The sequence below is a fragment of the Gluconacetobacter tumulisoli genome (assembly GCF_014174155.1).
GTDB classification, from domain to species: Bacteria; Pseudomonadota; Alphaproteobacteria; order Acetobacterales; family Acetobacteraceae; genus Gluconacetobacter; species Gluconacetobacter tumulisoli.
Genome location: NZ_JABEQM010000013.1, coordinates 17,275 through 32,088 on the forward strand (window position 1 = coordinate 17,275; position 14,814 = coordinate 32,088).

Genomic DNA, 14,814 nt, shown 5'->3' on the forward strand with positions numbered 1-14,814 from the left:
ATGTGGCGGAGTGTAGCCGCACCGCCCGGTTGACGTATAGTCGCCCCATGCCACGCCATGACCTGTTCCCCGACATCGCGCCATACGAAAGCGGATACATGTCCGTCGCCGACGGACATGAATTGTACTGGGAACAGGCAGGCAACCCCCGGGGCCGGACCGTGCTGTTCCTGCATGGCGGCCCGGGGGCCGGGGCCGGGGCCGTGCATAGGCGCTTCTTCGACCCCGCCCACTGGCGCGTCATCCTGTTCGACCAGCGCGGCGCGGGGCGGTCGCGCCCCCATGCGTCGGTCACGTCCAACACGACGCCCCATCTGGTGGGTGATATCGAAACCCTGCGCCGCTTCCTGGGAATCGACGACTGGATATTGTTCGGCGGCTCATGGGGATCGACCCTGGCCCTGATGTACGCGCAGACCTACCCGGAACGGGTGCGGGGAATGGTGCTGCGCGGGATCTTCCTGGGACGCCCGCAGGAACTCGACTGGTTCTTTCATGGGCTGGCCAACGTCTTCCCCGACGCGCACGACGCCTTCCTGTCGCATCTGCCGGTCCATGACCGGCACGATCCGCTGGCCGCCTATGCGCGGCTGCTGTTCGATCCGGACCCGGGCATCCATCTGCCGGCGGCGCGGGCCTGGTCGGCGTACGAGGGCACATGTTCCACCCTGATCCCCGCACCCGCCGCCGTCGCGGGATTCGCCCATGACCGCGCCGTCATCGGCCTGGCCCGGATCGAAGCCCATTATTTCCGCCATGGCCTGTTCCTGCCGCCCGATGGCCTGCTGGGGGGCATGCCGCGGATCGCCCATATTCCCGGCCGGATCATCCAGGGACGGTACGACATGGTCTGCCCCAGCCAGTCGGCGTGGGACCTGGCGCGCCACTGGCCGCAGGCCACACTCGCGATGGTGCCAGATGCGGGCCACTCTGCCCTGGAACCCGGCATCCGCCGCCGCCTGGTCGCCTGCGTCGAGGATCTGCGGGACACGTGACGACGGCCCTGCCGGCCCACAGATTGCCGGACCCGGCAAAACCGGTCATGCTCCGGAACGTTCGGTGTCGGTTCATCCACCCCCCGTCATCGGGCCTTTCTGACTGGAATTGCGTTCATGAAGACATACGCACGCTGGCTGTTCGCGGCCTCGATCCTGCCCCTGGCCGCCTGCGCCGGGGCGCCGAAGGCCCCGCCCGCGCCCCCTCCGCCGCCGCCCTTTGCCGAGGCCGACGCCACGTTCGTCGAAAAGGCATCCGTCGCGAACACATTCGAAATCGCGACCGCCCGCCTGGCGGATACCCGGTCGCACAATGCGAAGGTCAAGGCATTCGCAGCCCAGATGGTATCCGACCATAGCGCCAACCAGGACAAGCTGGGCGCCATCGCCACGCAGCACGGCGTGACCTTGCCGACCGACCTCAGCACCGACGAGGAAAAGACCGTCGACGACCTGAAGGCTGAAACCGGACGCAAGTTCGACCGCGATTTCCTGGCGGTGCAGGTGCAGGGCCATACCGACGCCCTCTCCCTGTTCCAGGCCGAGGCCCAGAATACCACGGATGCCGACCTGAAATCCTATGCGACCGACACCGCGACGACCGTGCAATCCCACCTGGACATGGCCAGGAGCCTGAGCACCCCGACCCATGCGCGTCACGGCCGGTACCATCATCATCACCACTGACGGCGCTACTCCCGCCGCGTAATTCATAACAGAACGGACGACGAACGACATATCATGGCTATCAGGATCGACCGGATCGTCACGCGCGGCGGCGACGGCGGACAGACATCGCTGGGCGACGGCACGCGCGTCGACAAGACCTGCCCCCGCATCGAAGCCCTGGGGGTGGTCGACGAGGCCAACGCGGCGATCGGCGTCCTGCGCCTGCACGTCTGTCCGCCGTCGCCTGACGCCGCGTGCCTGGCGCGCGTGCAGTCCCTTCTGTTCGATATCGGCGGGGTGCTGTGCGTTCCCGAACCGGGCGATCCGAGCGCGGAGACCGACATCTTCCGGGGCGGGGACGACGCCGTCGCCGCCCTGGAGGACGCAACCGAACGCCTGCGCGCCCACCAGGAACCGCTGCGCAGCTTCGTACTGCCCGCCGGCAGCGCGGGGGCAGCCCATGCCCACCTGGCCCGGACCGTGGTCCGCCGCGCCGAACGCCGGGTCCTGACGCTGCGGCGCGAGGCCGCGGTCAGCCCCTCGGTCCTGCGTTGCCTGAACCGGCTGTCCGACTATCTGTTCGTCCTGGCGCGTCACCTGAACGATGACGGTCGGCAGGACGTCTTGTGGGAACCGGGCCGCTAGGGTCGCGCGTTCTCTTGACCGGATCCCGGGGATTTGCCTCTGGCGAGGTTCAAGGACCAAAATCCCTCGAATCCTGAAGCACCGATTTTCAAGCCCCCTTCAGCGCCCTGTCCGCCTGCGCCATCACCCCGTTCCATTCGGCCGCTGAATGACTGGACACGCCCCGGCACATCGTGACGGCGGCCAACTGGATCCCTCAGCACAGAGCCGTACCGCACACCGACCCGTTTTCCTGCACCTTCGCCGGGCATCCCTGGGTCGCACATGAACGGCCGTCCAAGCTTCTGATGACCGTCGCCTTCGTCCCGTCCGATGGGACGGGCTGCTGATTCTGATCGGGCTGGCCCTTGCCCTGACCGGCGGCAGGATCACCGCCTTCGTCGCGCGCCATGGTATTCGCTGGACGATACTTGTACCCAACGAACCCCTTCCAGGATGGCGACGCCTGCGTGCCGACAGGATCGCCGTCATCCCCATCCAGGCGGATGCCGCGCCAGTCTGCCTCGCGCCACCAGGTCCCGGTCAGATCCGCGTCAGTGGATGGCCCGGGGGCGCCAGCTCGCGCAGGGCCTCGAACGCCGCCTCGACCAGCCGGGCGCGGCTGGCCATCACGTCGAGTTCCAGCAGGACCTCGCCGTCATCCGGTTCCTCCAGCGCCTCGAACTGGCTGTTCAGCATCGTCGACGGCATGAAATGGCCGGTCCGCTGCCCCAGGCGTGGCGCGATGTCCTCTTTCCGGCCCTTGAGATAGACGAAGCCGACCTCGGGATCCCCGCCCGAGATGATTTCGCGATAATGCCGCTTCAGGGACGAACAGGTCACGATTCCATATCCGCCGGAGGACAGCCATGACCGCGCCACCTCGGCGATCTTTTCCAGCCAGGGGGCACGGTCCTCGTCGGTAAGGGGGATGCCCTTGCTCATCTTGGCGATGTTCGCCTCGGGATGCAGCTCATCGCCCTCGACGATCGGCCACCCGATCCGGCGGGCCAGAAGCTGCGCCAGAGTGGACTTGCCTGATCCCGAAACCCCCATCACCACCAGGACACGCGGCGCGCCCACCTGCTTCAGGCGCGTAGATGCTTTCGCAAGTGGAATATGTGGCGCCTCGAACGGCGGCTCTACGACGGACGCGGTCAGGGGGGCGTGCTGTGCCATGATGAACGTTTTTCCTTTTTAGTTTTCTTGATTGTCGGCTGTCCGGTCAGGAACAAGCCGGGCCGGAGCCCCCGTCGCGCCTGGTGGACGCCGGTGGACGGGGCAATACCGAACCTTACCCGCATAGTGGTGTCCCTGCCATCCGGACAGAGCAAGCGTTCTGGCCGGATTTCACAGAAAAGTGAACTTCCTGCGCAGGCCGTTACGGTGGGATCGGAACATGGTGATCGGACGCCGATCACCCCCGCGACGGATCGGTCAGGAATAGAATCGTAATCACGAAAAAGAATGGCCGGTGCGCGCAACATCGCCCCGACCGTTCGAGGTCGGTTTCTTCGATTTTCGTCATTTGGGAAATACCAGGCACACATGCGCCCCTTCAAATACAGGACTCCCACGGTGCAGAGCCTGTCCAAACTGTAATGACAGGCATGACATATCCCGTCCACATGTGAAAGAAACTACCCCGGCAGGGGCTTTGGCACGTGTTTCGGCATATAAAAACCGTTTTTCAAAGAATTTCCTACATAACGGTCTTGCGTTTTCTTTCCGAAAGAGGCTATGGGATGCAAAATCATTATGAATTTCGATTCTGCGCCCCCCGTTGAAAAGCCAGAGCGACACACGCTGACATAAAAATGTAATTATTCAGCCCGGGATAAGCCCCGAGTCGTCTGTCCTTTCGTATTTTTCGAGAGTTTCTGCCGTGTCCGTATATAATGAATCGCTTCCGTTTTCTGGCGAGACGGAACAGGCCGACATCGATAACCGCGAGGAAGTCAGCGAGCAGTCCTTGCGCCTGGCCCTGTCGCGGCTGGGATCGAAGCGCGGCGCCTCCGCCCCCTCGCCCACAGCCGCACCGTCGCCCGCCCCGCGCCTTCCCCGCGCCCACGATCCCGCACAACGCCGGCGGAAGTTCGTCCAGGATGGCGAAGTCCGGGTCGAGCACCACGCCACGTCCCGTCCCACCCCCCGGACGCTGCATATCCAGGCGGACGATGGCGGAGAGGTCGAGCGCCTGCGCCAGCAAATCCGCCACGAGCAGAAACTGCGCGAGGACGCCGAGCGCACCGCCCATGAAACGCAGGCCAGCCTGCGTTCCCTGGAGACGCGCATCGGTCACGCCGACATCATCCTGGCCGAAACGAAGTCCGAGATCGAATCCCGCGACGACGAAATCCAGGCGCTGAAGGCCAGCCTTCTGACGGTCCGGGCCGAGACGAGCCGGCTGGAGGCCGAACTGGCCCAGCTCCGCCGCCAGGCGACGCCGCCGGCTCCGGCCCCCGTCCGCCGCCCGCGCAGGACCACCGTCCGGATCGAGGAGCCGGAGGATGAGCCCGAGCCCGTCAAATGGTGGATCAAGAAGAAATAATCGGCGACACCCGTCTCCGTCCCGGCGCCATGGCCTGCCTGCCCGTTTCCACGGACCGGATTGCGCAGGCGATCGTCATCGCCAGCATGGGGTGCGCCATCGCAGTCCTGATGATGGCGCCACTGATCGGTGGGCTGTTCGTCCTGCTGCGCGACGTCTTCGGCGCGCTGACGTTGCCTTTCTCGCTCCTGTTCGGCATGGCGGGCCGCGGTGACCACGCGGCGGCACTGGGCCATGTGGTCGGCGCGATGGGGTCGGACCTGCTGCGCCATCCGTTGCGCGCGCTTTGCGCCGCCGCCCTGTGTGGCGCCAGCACGGTTCTGTTCGTCCTGGCGCGCGGTGCCGGGGCGCGATTGATGCTGATCGGCGCGGCAACGGCCAGCATCGGCGCCGCATGGCTCGGCGGCTATCCGGTCGCGCTGGTCCTGGCGCCGGGCTTCATCACCGAATGCCTGTGCGCCATGCGGCCGGCCGGACGCTGGCCGAAATGACGCCCTGTCCGGGATCTTCCTGACGCCCGTGAAAACATGATACCGCGTCAGGTGCCTGCGCCCGATAGAAAACATGTTTCCACCGACGGCCAGACAAGAGCAACAAGAACATCCGTCACGTCAGCAGGACCATTACATGGCAGCAACGAGGTCTCGCCCCGCGGCTTTCGATCGCGCAGCACCCCATCCCCCCATCGTCACCGACATCCCGGCCCGGCTGGACCGCCTGCCCTGGTCGCGTTTTCATGTACTGGTGGTCGTCGCACTCGGCATCACCTGGGTCCTGGACGGGCTGGAAGTCACGGTCGTGGGGTCCGTGGCACCCGTGCTGCAACGGGGCGACACGCTGGGCCTGACGGCGGAAGGCATCGGGGCCGCAGCGTCATCCTATGTCGCAGGCGCCGTCATCGGCGCGCTGCTGTTCGGGTGGATGAGCGACCGGCTTGGCCGGCGGCAGATCTTCACCGTGACGCTGGGGCTATATATCCTTGGTGTCGGCTTGACCGCCCTGTCGTGGAACCTGGCCAGCTTCGCGCTGTTCCGCCTTGTCACCGGGCTTGGGATCGGCGGCGAATATTCGGCCATCAATTCCGCCATCGACGAGTTGATGCCCGCCCGCCTGCGCGGTCGCGTCGACCTGATCGTCAACGGCACGTTCTGGGCCGGGGCGGCGATGGGGGCGGCGGGATCGATGCTCCTGCTGCAGGGGACGCTGATGCCGGTCACTATTGCGTGGCGGGTCATCTTCGGCCTCGGCGCCGTCATGGGCCTGACGGTCATCGCCCTGCGCCGCTGGGTTCCGGAAAGCCCGCGCTGGCTGATGACCCACCGTCGGATCGAGGAAGCGACCCGCATCGTGGTGGAGATCGAAACCCGGCATGGCGGATCGGCGGTCCGGATGACCGAGACCCTGGACACGGTGTCGATCCATCCCGCCGGCACCTTCGGCTTGCGCCAGGCCCTGATGGTCCTTTCCGGTCCCTATCGCGGCCGGGCCGCCTATGTCCTGGTGCTGATGATCGCGCAGGCGTTCCTGTATAACGCGGTCTTCTTCACCTACGGGCTGGTGCTGACGCGCTACGACCACGTCGCGGACGCGTCGGTCGGATTGTACATGCTGCCGCTGGCGATCGGCAATTTTCTGGGCCCGCTGGTGCTGGGCAAATGGTTCGACACGCTGGGCCGGCGGCGCATGATCGCCCTGACCTATACGCTGGCGGGCATGATGATGTTCGTCGTGTCCGTGCTGTTCGCCGCCGGAATGCTGGATGCCCGCCTCCAGACGATGCTGTGGATGGTGATCTTCTTCTTCGCCTCGGCGGCGGCCAGCGCCGCCTACCTGACGGCCAGCGAAATCTTTCCGCTGGAAATCCGCGCCCTAACGATCGCACTGTTCTATGCCCTGGGCACGCTGTTCGGCGGCGTCGCCGCACCGTTCCTGTTCGGATGGCTGATCGGCCGGGGCAGCCTGCTGTCGCTGGCGACCGGCTACGGGGCGGCGGCATTGCTGATGCTGCTGGCCGCCGCGGTGACCGCGCGCTGGGGCATCGACGCCGAAGGACAGTCGCTGGAGCGGATCGCGCCGCCCCTGTCCTCGCTGATGTGATAGACTGTCCGGATTATAGCATGAGCCCGCATTCCATTCCCCCGGCGCCAGCGGCGTACCGCACGCTCGATACCAATGGCATCCGCTCGTTTCTGGCCGGCGTGCCCACCCTGGCCGCACGCCTGGGCGGCCCGGCCGCACGCTGGCGGATCCGCGAGGTCAGCGACGGCAACCTGAACAACGTCTTCCTGATCGACGGTCCGGCGGGCGGCGTCTGCTTCAAGCAGTCCCTGCCCCATGTACGCGTGGACCCGGCGTGGAAGATGCCGCTGGACCGCACCTTCTACGAGGCCGCCTACCTGCGCGAAATCAGGCCCTGCGTCGGCGCGCTCACGACCGATGTCCTGCATTTCGACCCCGACCTGTTCGTGCTGGTGGTGGAAAGCCTGGACCGGCACGTCGTCCTGCGGCGGGGCCTGATGGAGGGTGGGGCCTGGCCAGACGCAGCCCGCGCCGTCGGCGCCTTTGTCGCGCATGGCACCTTCCGCACGTCGCTGCTCGCCGCCCCGTTCGAAGAGGTCACGCGCCGTCTGGATATATTCTCCGGCAATCGCACCCTGACCCGCATCACGGTCGACCTGATCCTGACCGACCCGTATCGCGACCATCCGCGCAACCACTGGATCAGCCCGGACCTGGACAGGATCGCGGCGGAGATCCGAACCGATCCCCGGGTCCGTCGGCGCGTGGGGGCCATGCAGGCCCGCTTCCTGACCTGCCGGCAGGCCCTGCTGCATGGCGACCTGCATACCGGCTCGGTCATGGTGTCGGCCGACGATACCCGGATCATCGACGGCGAATTCGCCTGCCCCGGCCCCATCGGCTTCGATTGCGGCCTGTTCATCGGCAATTTGCTGCTGCATCTGTTCGCCTGCCGCGATGCCGACGGGCAGGACCGGGCAGTGCGGGATGTCGCCCAGTTCTGGACCAGCTTCCACGACACATTCCTGGAGTTGTGGCACACCGCCACCCGGCAGGACGGGAACGGCGACGCCTATGCCGCTGCCCTGTTCCGCGACGATCCGTCCGGCCTGCTGAAGGCTCAGGCCGATTTCATGCAGGACGTGGCAGAGGACACGATCGCCTTCGCCGCGATGGAAATCATCCGTCGCATCGTGGGATACGCCCACGTGCCCGATTTCGATACGATTCCCGACATGGCCGCCCGCGCGGAACGACAGGGCACGGCCCTGGCGCTGGCGCGCGACCTGCTGGCCGCCCCCGGTTCCACGACCTCCATCGCCGGGCTGATCGACCTGGCCCGCGACCGTGCGCGCCGTTATCCATAACGTTCGCGCACCGGTTGAACTGCCGCCGGCCAGCCCATACGCTGGTCAAGGCTTCGGGTAAGGAATCCAATGACGCATGCAGCGCCCCATGCGACCGAGCGGTCGGTGGTTGACATCACCGACCTGGTCAAGATTTTCGGCACGCGCCGGGCATTGGATGGCATGTCGGTTTCGATCGCCCCGGGGGAAATCGTGGCGTTGCTGGGACCGAACGGGGCTGGAAAATCCACCCTGATCGGCTGCCTGCTCGGCTTTCTTCTGCCGAATTCGGGCAGTGCACGGATTTTCGGATACGAGGCGGGGGAGCTGCCGCCCGAAGCGCGTGCGCGCATGGGATATGTGCCCCAGGCCATGAACGCCTTTCCCTCGTTCCGCGTGGGGCAACTGATCGATTACCTGGGCACGTTCTACGCCGTGCCGCCACCGCCCCCCGATCCGGCATTGCTGGCCTGGGCGAACCTAGACATGGCCGCGCGGGTCAAGAGCCTGTCGGGTGGACAGAAGCAACGCCTGTCCATCGTGCTGGCCTTTCGCCATCAGCCCGATTTCCTGGTGCTGGATGAGCCTGTGGCCAGCCTCGATCCGCAGGCGCGGCGCGATTTCATGGCCTTGCTGGCCGATTACTGCGCCGGTTCGCAACGAAGCGTGCTGATCTCCTCCCACATCCTGTCCGATCTGGAGAAGGTTGCGACCCGCGCCCTTTTCGTCGCACGGGGGCGGGTCGTGCATGACACGCCGATGGCCCGTTTCCGCGAATCGATCCGCTGGATCGTGCCGACCGCGGGGGCGTCGGCACTGCCGGCGGACCTGCTGGACGGACGGCTGCCCCTGAAACCCCTGGGAACGGACACCGCGACGGGCGCCATCCTGGTCGACGGCTGGTGCGACGCCATGCGCGGGCACCTGGCCGACAGGGCGGACATCCGCACGCCCGACCTCGAGGCCGCGTTTCTGGAAATCACCCGATGATTTCGGCCTGGGCATGCTATCGGGCGGCCTTGCGCAACTATGCCTCGCGCGCGTTCATCATCGGCAATCCCAACGTCTATTCCGCACTGGCCTTTCTGGTGCTGACACCCGGCTGGATCGAACGGGTGGCGCCCGGACTGGGGCATGGCACGACCGATGCACTGGATCACGCTGAATTCAATCCGTTGTTCATGGCCGCACTGATGGGCATGGCCAGTATCGGCACCTATTACTGGCGCCAGGTCGGCGACGCGATCGCCGTGACGATTCCGGGTTTCCTGGCGGCGGAACTCCACGCGGGCCTCAGCGTCGTCGGCCTGCTGTTCGTGCTGCTGACGATTCCGCTGCTGTGGTGCGGCCTGCCGGCCGCGGGCTCGGCCGCGTTCGTCGCCGCCAGCTTTACCTTCGGGGCGGGCATCCGTCCGGTGCGCGGCCAGAAGCCGTGGGAAAAATCGCTGCGCGTGTTGTTGGTGGCAGGCGGATTGCTGCTTATCTTCATGCCGCGATGGCAGGTCTGGCTCCTGTTCCTGCCATGGCCGCTGGCTGGTGGCGTCGTGGCCCTGTCCGGCGCGCTCGTGGTCCTGAGCATGACCCATCACGTCGGCCGCACCCAGGCCGAACATGAGCGCGCGGAAAGCCTGGCCGACGCCCGGCCGATCGCCACGGCAAGACCGGGCCGCGCACGCGCGATGTTCAGGCGCCTGCTGCTCTGGCAGCCGGCCCGGCTGCGGCAGGCGCCATTGCCGCCGACCCTGTCACGCCCCATCGGGCCGCTGGGCATCCTGCTTTCGGCGCTGGTCTCGGTTGCCGTCATGCTGATCCTCAGCGCCGTCATGGCGGCCGTCCTGAGCATGGTGAATGGCGAAGCGTTTGATCGACTCTTCCTTCACGCCGCGCGAACGAATCTGCTGACGCTTCCGTCCCTCGCGCTCATGGGGCTGAACAACTGGCTGATGAATCGCAAGGACTGGCCGTTCTTCTTCATGGCCGGACGATATGGGGGCCGCCTGGCCTTCGCACGGGCGATGTTCGGGGCCTATCTGGTCAACGCCATCCTGACGGGGGTCGGGATCGTCGCGCCCGTCATGCTGTTCGAAGTCCTTCTGGGCAGCGTGCCGGCCGCGGCGGGCGGATGGCTGGGGCTGCTGCTGGTCCTGATGTTCGTCGGCGCCTGCCATGGATCGTCCGTTCCCCTGCTGTGGCGGGAACAGGGCGGCAAGGGCGTCACCGTCATGGCCGGGATCGCAGCCTACATGACGATGGCCCTCGCCAATCCGGTCGCCTTGTACCGCGACGACCATGCCGGCGCGGCAATCGTCACGGCCTTGTCGATTTTCGTGGCGGGGCTGGCAGTCTCGCGGCTGGCGCCCCGGCAGCTGGCCCGCATGGACTGGCCGTTCGACGGGGAATAGCGCGCTTCAGGCCAGCCCGTCCACGAACGCCGCAATCCGGGCGCAGGCCTCGCGCAGGGTTTCGTCGTCCGTGGCGCAGGAAAGGCGCAGATAGGGCCCCTTGCCGAAGGCGCTGCCATGGACGCAGGCGACATGCTGCTCATCCAGCAGGGCGAAGGCGAAATCCTCGTCCGTTACCAGCATGCGGCCGCCCCGGCTGGTCCGGCCGAGGCAGGCCGCAATGCCGGGATAGGCGTAGAACGCCCCCTGTGGCATCGCGCAGGTCACGCCGGGAATGGCGCGCAACGCCTCGACCACCATGGTGCGGCGGCGGGCATAGGTATCGCGCATTTCGGCGATCAGTTCGGCCGGACCGTCCAATGCGGCGGCCGCGGCGGCCTGGCTGATGGAACATACACCCGACGTCGCGTTCCCCTGCACCCGCGTCATCATGCGGATCAGGCGTTCCGGGCCGCCGGCATAGCCGACGCGCCAACCGGTCATGGCATAGGATTTCGAAACCCCGTTCAGGGTCAGGACCCGCGCTTTCAGGTCGGGCGCGACGGCGGCAAGGGAATAATGCCGCGCGCCATCGAAGACCAGATGTTCGTAGATCTCGTCGGACAGGATCCAGATCCCGGGATGCCGGCGCAACACGTCGGCGATCGCCTCCAGATCCGCCAGGGTAATCACGGCGCCCGTCGGGTTGCTGGGAAAATTCAGCACGACCCAGCGTGTCCGGGGCGTGATCGCGGCCTCCAGCGCCGCCGCGGACAGGCGGAACCCGTCTTCCTCGCGGCAATCGGCGAAGACCGGGACGCCGCCGAACAGCTGGGCCGCCAGCGGATAGCTGACCCAGTACGGCGCGGGGGTGACGATTTCATCCCCCGCATCGATCGTCGCCATGAAGGCGTTGAAGATCACCTGCTTGCCGCCGTTCGACACCATCAGTTCCGACGGCGCGTAGACCAGGCCGTTTTCGCGCGCGAACTTCCGCGCGATCGCGGCCTTCAGCGCCGGGGTGCCGTCGACGGGCGGATATTTCGTCTGCCCGTCCAGCGCCGCGCGATGCGCGGCCTCGATCACCGCCGGGGGGGTGGCGAAGTCGGGCTCGCCCAGTGCCAGCGACAGGACCTGGTGCCCCTGGGCGCGTAACGCGCGCGCGCGAACGGCCATGGCGATGGTGGCGGGCGACGCCAGCCGCTCCGTACGGCCGGCAAAACCCGGTTCGACCTCCATCATCGTCTCCACCCGTCAGCGCAGGCCGGCGCAGAAGCGCTGGATGCGCGCGCAGGCCTCGCGCAGGCTGTCGGTGTCGGTGGCGTAGGAAATGCGGAAATGGCCGGGGAACATGAAGGCCGCGCCGTGAACGGCCGCGACGCCCTCTTCCTCCAGCAGGGCGGTCACGAAGGCCTCGTCATCGACGATCGCCGTCCCGCCCGCGCTGGTCTTGCCCAGGCAGCCTTCCAGCGACGGATAGACATAGAACGCGCCTTCCGGCCTCTGGCAGTGCAGGCCCTTCGCCTGGTTCAGCATGCTGACCACCAGGTCGCGCCGCCCCTGATAGGCCTGCACCATGTCGCCGATGAAATCCTGCGGGCCGGACAGGGCCTCCAGCGCCGCCGCCTGGCTGATCGAGCAGGTGCCCGACGTCGACTGGCTCTGCAATTTGTTCATGGCGCTGGTCAGGGCCGCCGGGGCGCCGGAAAACCCGATGCGCCAGCCCGTCATGGCATAGGCCTTGGACACGCCGTTCATGGTCACCGTCCGGTCGCGCAGGCGGGGTTCGACCTGCACGATCGTCGCGGGGACGAACCCGTCATAGACCAGCTTGTCATAGATATCGTCGGTGAAGATCCAGATATCCGGATGACGCAGCAGCACGTCGCAGATCGGCCGCAGGTCCTCGGCCGAATAGGCGGCCCCGGTCGGGTTGTTCGGCGAGTTCAGGAAGAACCATTTGGTGCGCGGCGTGATCGCCGCCTCCAGATCCTCGGCCCGCAGCTTGAACCCGGTTTCGGCCGGGCACGGCACGATGACGGGCGTGCCGTCGGCCAGCGCCACGATATCGGGATAGGACACCCAGCATGGCGCGGGGATGATCGCCTCGTCCCCCGGGTTCATCGTCGCCACCATGGCGTTGAAGATCACCTGCTTGCCGCCGGTCGACACGATGATCTCGTCGGGCGTGTAATCCAGGCCGGAATCGAGGCGGAAGCGTTCGGCCACCGCGCGGCGCAGCGGTAGCGTGCCCGCGACGTCGGTATATTTGGTCTGCCCCTCGGCAATCGCGCGGATTGCCGCGTCCTTGATGTTTTGCGGCGTATCGAAATCCGGCTCGCCGGCGGACAGGCTGATGATGTCCTTTCCGGCGGCCTTCAGGGCCCGCGCCTTGGTCGAAATGGCGATGGTCTGGCTGGGGCTGACCTTGTTCAGACGGGCGGCGATAAGATCCATGACACCGAAGATCCAGAAAAACGAAAGAAAAAGCGGCCACACCGTAATGCGAACCGGCGGGCGAGGAAACCGCAGATCCGCGCGCGATGCAAACCGCGCGCACCAGCCCGGCGACGGTTGCCCTACGGCACGGGGGCGTGGCGGCCCAGCGCCGCGTCCCGGACCGCGTCGGGCGTCATGCCCGCCGCGCGCATCGCACGCAGCGTCAGGGCGCTATCACGCTTGGCCAGGCGTCGCCCCGCTTCATCCAGCAGCAACGTGTGGTGGGCATATTCGGGTTCCGGCCAGCCCATCAGGACCTGCAACAGGCGATGAATCGACGTGGCGGGGCGCAGATCCTCGCCCCGGCTGACCAGGGTCACGCCCTGCGCCGCATCGTCATGGGTAACGCACAGGTGGTAGGAGGCCGGGATATCCTTGCGGGCCAGCACCACGTCGCCGAACAGGCCCGGCCGACCGGTCTGCAGGCCCTGCCCGCGCTCGTGCCACGTCACGATGTCGCCTCCCGTCACGCGCAGCGCCCGCGCCATGTCCAGGCGCAGGACATAGGGCCGGCCGCCCTGCATCCTCTCCACGCGCTGTTGGGGCGACAGGGCGCGGCAGGTCCCGGCATAGGCCAGCGTGCCGTCCGGCGCGCGATGCGGCGCATGCGCGGCCTCCTGTGCCTCCCGCGCGATCTCGGCGCGCGTGCAGAAGCACGGATAAAGCAGCCCCCGCGCCGACAGCGCGTCCAGAACCCGGCGATAATCCGGCAGATGCGCGGACTGGCGGCGAACGGGTCCCTCGGATTCGATCCCGATCCAGGCCAGGTCCTCGATGATCGCATCGGCATAATCCGGGCGGCAGCGCACCGGATCGATATCCTCGATCCGCAGCAGGAAGCGTCCCCTCGAATCGTGCGCCAACCGTCGGGCCGTCAGCGCCGAGGCCGCATGCCCCAGATGCAGATAGCCCGTCGGACTGGGGGCGAACCGGGTGATGCATTCATCCTTTCCGTCACGAAAACAGGATGATGCCGCCATTTCTCGCCTCCCCTGGCTGCGTCCCGCCGCATGGGGGCGGTCGCGCGACGGCCTCTCCCTTGCGATAACGGGGAATGTTTGCGATATAGGCGGCAGGTTCTCAACGGCGCATATCATTGGGCGTTCGGTTCTGAGTACAACGCCGAGTGATGGTGTGGCGGCATCGCGAAAGGATGCGCCCCTTGCTTGCTGGCAGTCCGCACTATCCGGCCCTGGTTCTCAATGCCGATTTCAGGCCGCTGTCCTATTTCCCGCTGTCGCTATGGTCCTGGCAGGACGCGATCAAGGCGGTCTTCCTCGATCGTGTCTCGGTCCTGAGCGAGTATGACGAGGAGGTCCGCTCGCCCAGCCGGTCGCTCCGCCTGCCCAGCGTCATCGCCCTGAAGGATTATATCCCTACCGCCCGGCGGCCGGCCTTCACCCGCTTCAACGTCTTCCTCCGCGACAATTTTTCCTGCCAGTACTGCCTCGACCGGCTTCCCACCCACGACCTGACCTTCGATCACGTGATCCCGCGCTGCAAGGGCGGTCGCACGACTTGGGAAAATGTCGTCACGGCCTGCAGCCCCTGCAACCTGATCAAGGGCTCGCGCATGCCGCACGAACTGCACATGTATCCCCGCCGTACCCCGTCCCAGCCCTCGACATGGGAATTGCAGGAAAACGGCCGGTCGTTCCCGCCCAACTATCTGCATGAAAGCTGGCGGGACTATCTCTACTGGGACAGCGAACTGGACACCTGAAAGCCCG

The 14,814-nt window shown here is 66.6% G+C and carries 14 protein-coding genes; 10 read left to right on the forward strand and 4 right to left on the reverse strand.

Features of this window, described 5'->3' with window-relative positions:
- Window positions 1-47: 47 nt before the first annotated feature.
- From pip to HLH28_RS14400, 3 genes are all read left to right on the forward strand, one after another.
- Window positions 48-995 carry a prolyl aminopeptidase gene (gene pip, locus HLH28_RS14390; RefSeq protein WP_182960409.1) on the forward strand — a complete coding sequence of 316 codons (948 nt, stop codon included), beginning with the start codon at window positions 48-50 and terminating at the stop codon, window positions 993-995.
- A gap of 117 nt (window positions 996-1,112) precedes the next feature.
- Window positions 1,113-1,682: a DUF4142 domain-containing protein gene (locus HLH28_RS14395; protein WP_182960411.1), complete on the forward strand. Its 570-nt coding sequence runs from the start codon at window positions 1,113-1,115 to the stop codon at window positions 1,680-1,682.
- Between the two features lie 54 nt (window positions 1,683-1,736).
- Window positions 1,737-2,309, forward strand: a complete 573-nt coding sequence (locus tag HLH28_RS14400) for a cob(I)yrinic acid a,c-diamide adenosyltransferase (RefSeq protein WP_182960413.1) — start codon at window positions 1,737-1,739, stop codon at window positions 2,307-2,309.
- Between the two features lie 522 nt (window positions 2,310-2,831).
- On the opposite strand, the gene HLH28_RS14405 is transcribed toward HLH28_RS14400, so the two are convergent.
- Entirely contained in the window at window positions 2,832-3,467 is a 636-nt protein-coding gene (locus tag HLH28_RS14405) for a gluconokinase (protein ID WP_182960415.1), read from the reverse strand.
- Between the two features lie 706 nt (window positions 3,468-4,173).
- Here HLH28_RS14405 and HLH28_RS14410 point away from each other — a divergent pair.
- From HLH28_RS14410 to HLH28_RS14435, 6 genes are all read left to right on the forward strand, one after another.
- A complete protein-coding gene (locus HLH28_RS14410; RefSeq protein WP_182960417.1) occupies window positions 4,174-4,839 on the forward strand; it encodes a hypothetical protein in 666 nt (221 codons plus the stop codon).
- Window positions 4,818-5,330, forward strand: a complete 513-nt coding sequence (locus HLH28_RS14415; RefSeq protein WP_246396222.1) for a hypothetical protein — start codon at window positions 4,818-4,820, stop codon at window positions 5,328-5,330. The genes HLH28_RS14410 and HLH28_RS14415 overlap by 22 nt, the downstream gene beginning before the upstream one ends.
- A 136-nt stretch (window positions 5,331-5,466) precedes the next feature.
- Entirely contained in the window at window positions 5,467-6,936 is a 1,470-nt protein-coding gene (locus HLH28_RS14420; protein ID WP_182960419.1) for an MFS transporter, read from the forward strand.
- 20 nt (window positions 6,937-6,956) lie between these two features.
- Complete coding sequence (gene mtnK / locus HLH28_RS14425) at window positions 6,957-8,225, forward strand: S-methyl-5-thioribose kinase (RefSeq protein ID WP_182960421.1); 1,269 nt, start codon at window positions 6,957-6,959, stop codon at window positions 8,223-8,225.
- Window positions 8,226-8,294: 69 nt separating this feature from the next.
- The gene (locus HLH28_RS14430) at window positions 8,295-9,194 is read left to right on the forward strand and encodes an ABC transporter ATP-binding protein (protein WP_182960423.1); all 900 of its coding nucleotides are present in this window, start codon (window positions 8,295-8,297) and stop codon (window positions 9,192-9,194) included.
- The gene (locus tag HLH28_RS14435) at window positions 9,191-10,606 is read left to right on the forward strand and encodes a hypothetical protein (RefSeq protein ID WP_182960425.1); all 1,416 of its coding nucleotides are present in this window, start codon (window positions 9,191-9,193) and stop codon (window positions 10,604-10,606) included. Before HLH28_RS14430 ends, HLH28_RS14435 begins: the two co-directional genes overlap by 4 nt.
- 6 nt (window positions 10,607-10,612) lie before the next feature.
- Here HLH28_RS14435 and HLH28_RS14440 read toward each other — a convergent pair whose 3' ends face one another.
- From HLH28_RS14440 to gluQRS, 3 genes are all read right to left on the reverse strand, one after another.
- Window positions 10,613-11,827, reverse strand: a complete 1,215-nt coding sequence (locus HLH28_RS14440) for a pyridoxal phosphate-dependent aminotransferase (RefSeq protein WP_246396224.1) — start codon at window positions 11,825-11,827, stop codon at window positions 10,613-10,615.
- A gap of 12 nt (window positions 11,828-11,839) precedes the next feature.
- Window positions 11,840-13,042, reverse strand: coding sequence for a pyridoxal phosphate-dependent aminotransferase (locus HLH28_RS14445; protein WP_182960427.1), 1,203 nt, complete (start codon window positions 13,040-13,042; stop codon window positions 11,840-11,842).
- A 122-nt stretch (window positions 13,043-13,164) separates the two neighbouring features.
- Window positions 13,165-14,064 carry a tRNA glutamyl-Q(34) synthetase GluQRS gene (gluQRS, locus tag HLH28_RS14450; protein WP_182960429.1) on the reverse strand — a complete coding sequence of 300 codons (900 nt, stop codon included), beginning with the start codon at window positions 14,062-14,064 and terminating at the stop codon, window positions 13,165-13,167.
- 173 nt (window positions 14,065-14,237) lie between these two features.
- Between gluQRS and HLH28_RS14455 the strand changes: the two genes are divergently transcribed.
- The gene (locus tag HLH28_RS14455; RefSeq protein WP_182960431.1) at window positions 14,238-14,807 is read left to right on the forward strand and encodes an HNH endonuclease; all 570 of its coding nucleotides are present in this window, start codon (window positions 14,238-14,240) and stop codon (window positions 14,805-14,807) included.
- Window positions 14,808-14,814 lie beyond the last annotated feature (7 nt).

Excerpts from the sequence above, each read along its gene's own strand:
- pip (WP_182960409.1), top strand. The coding sequence starts at position 48 with ATGCCACGCCATGACCTGTTCCCCGACATCGCGCCATACGAAAGCGGA.
- HLH28_RS14395 (WP_182960411.1), top strand. The coding sequence starts at position 1,113 with ATGAAGACATACGCACGCTGGCTGTTCGCGGCCTCGATCCTGCCCCTG.
- HLH28_RS14400 (WP_182960413.1), top strand. The coding sequence starts at position 1,737 with ATGGCTATCAGGATCGACCGGATCGTCACGCGCGGCGGCGACGGCGGA.
- HLH28_RS14405 (WP_182960415.1), bottom strand. The coding sequence starts at position 3,467 with ATGGCACAGCACGCCCCCCTGACCGCGTCCGTCGTAGAGCCGCCGTTC.
- HLH28_RS14415 (WP_246396222.1), top strand. The coding sequence starts at position 4,818 with ATGGTGGATCAAGAAGAAATAATCGGCGACACCCGTCTCCGTCCCGGC.
- HLH28_RS14420 (WP_182960419.1), top strand. The coding sequence starts at position 5,467 with ATGGCAGCAACGAGGTCTCGCCCCGCGGCTTTCGATCGCGCAGCACCC.
- mtnK (WP_182960421.1), top strand. The coding sequence starts at position 6,957 with ATGAGCCCGCATTCCATTCCCCCGGCGCCAGCGGCGTACCGCACGCTC.
- HLH28_RS14430 (WP_182960423.1), top strand. The coding sequence starts at position 8,295 with ATGACGCATGCAGCGCCCCATGCGACCGAGCGGTCGGTGGTTGACATC.
- HLH28_RS14435 (WP_182960425.1), top strand. The coding sequence starts at position 9,191 with ATGATTTCGGCCTGGGCATGCTATCGGGCGGCCTTGCGCAACTATGCC.
- HLH28_RS14440 (WP_246396224.1), bottom strand. The coding sequence starts at position 11,827 with ATGATGGAGGTCGAACCGGGTTTTGCCGGCCGTACGGAGCGGCTGGCG.
- HLH28_RS14445 (WP_182960427.1), bottom strand. The coding sequence starts at position 13,042 with ATGGATCTTATCGCCGCCCGTCTGAACAAGGTCAGCCCCAGCCAGACC.
- gluQRS (WP_182960429.1), bottom strand. The coding sequence starts at position 14,064 with ATGGCGGCATCATCCTGTTTTCGTGACGGAAAGGATGAATGCATCACC.
- HLH28_RS14455 (WP_182960431.1), top strand. The coding sequence starts at position 14,238 with ATGCGCCCCTTGCTTGCTGGCAGTCCGCACTATCCGGCCCTGGTTCTC.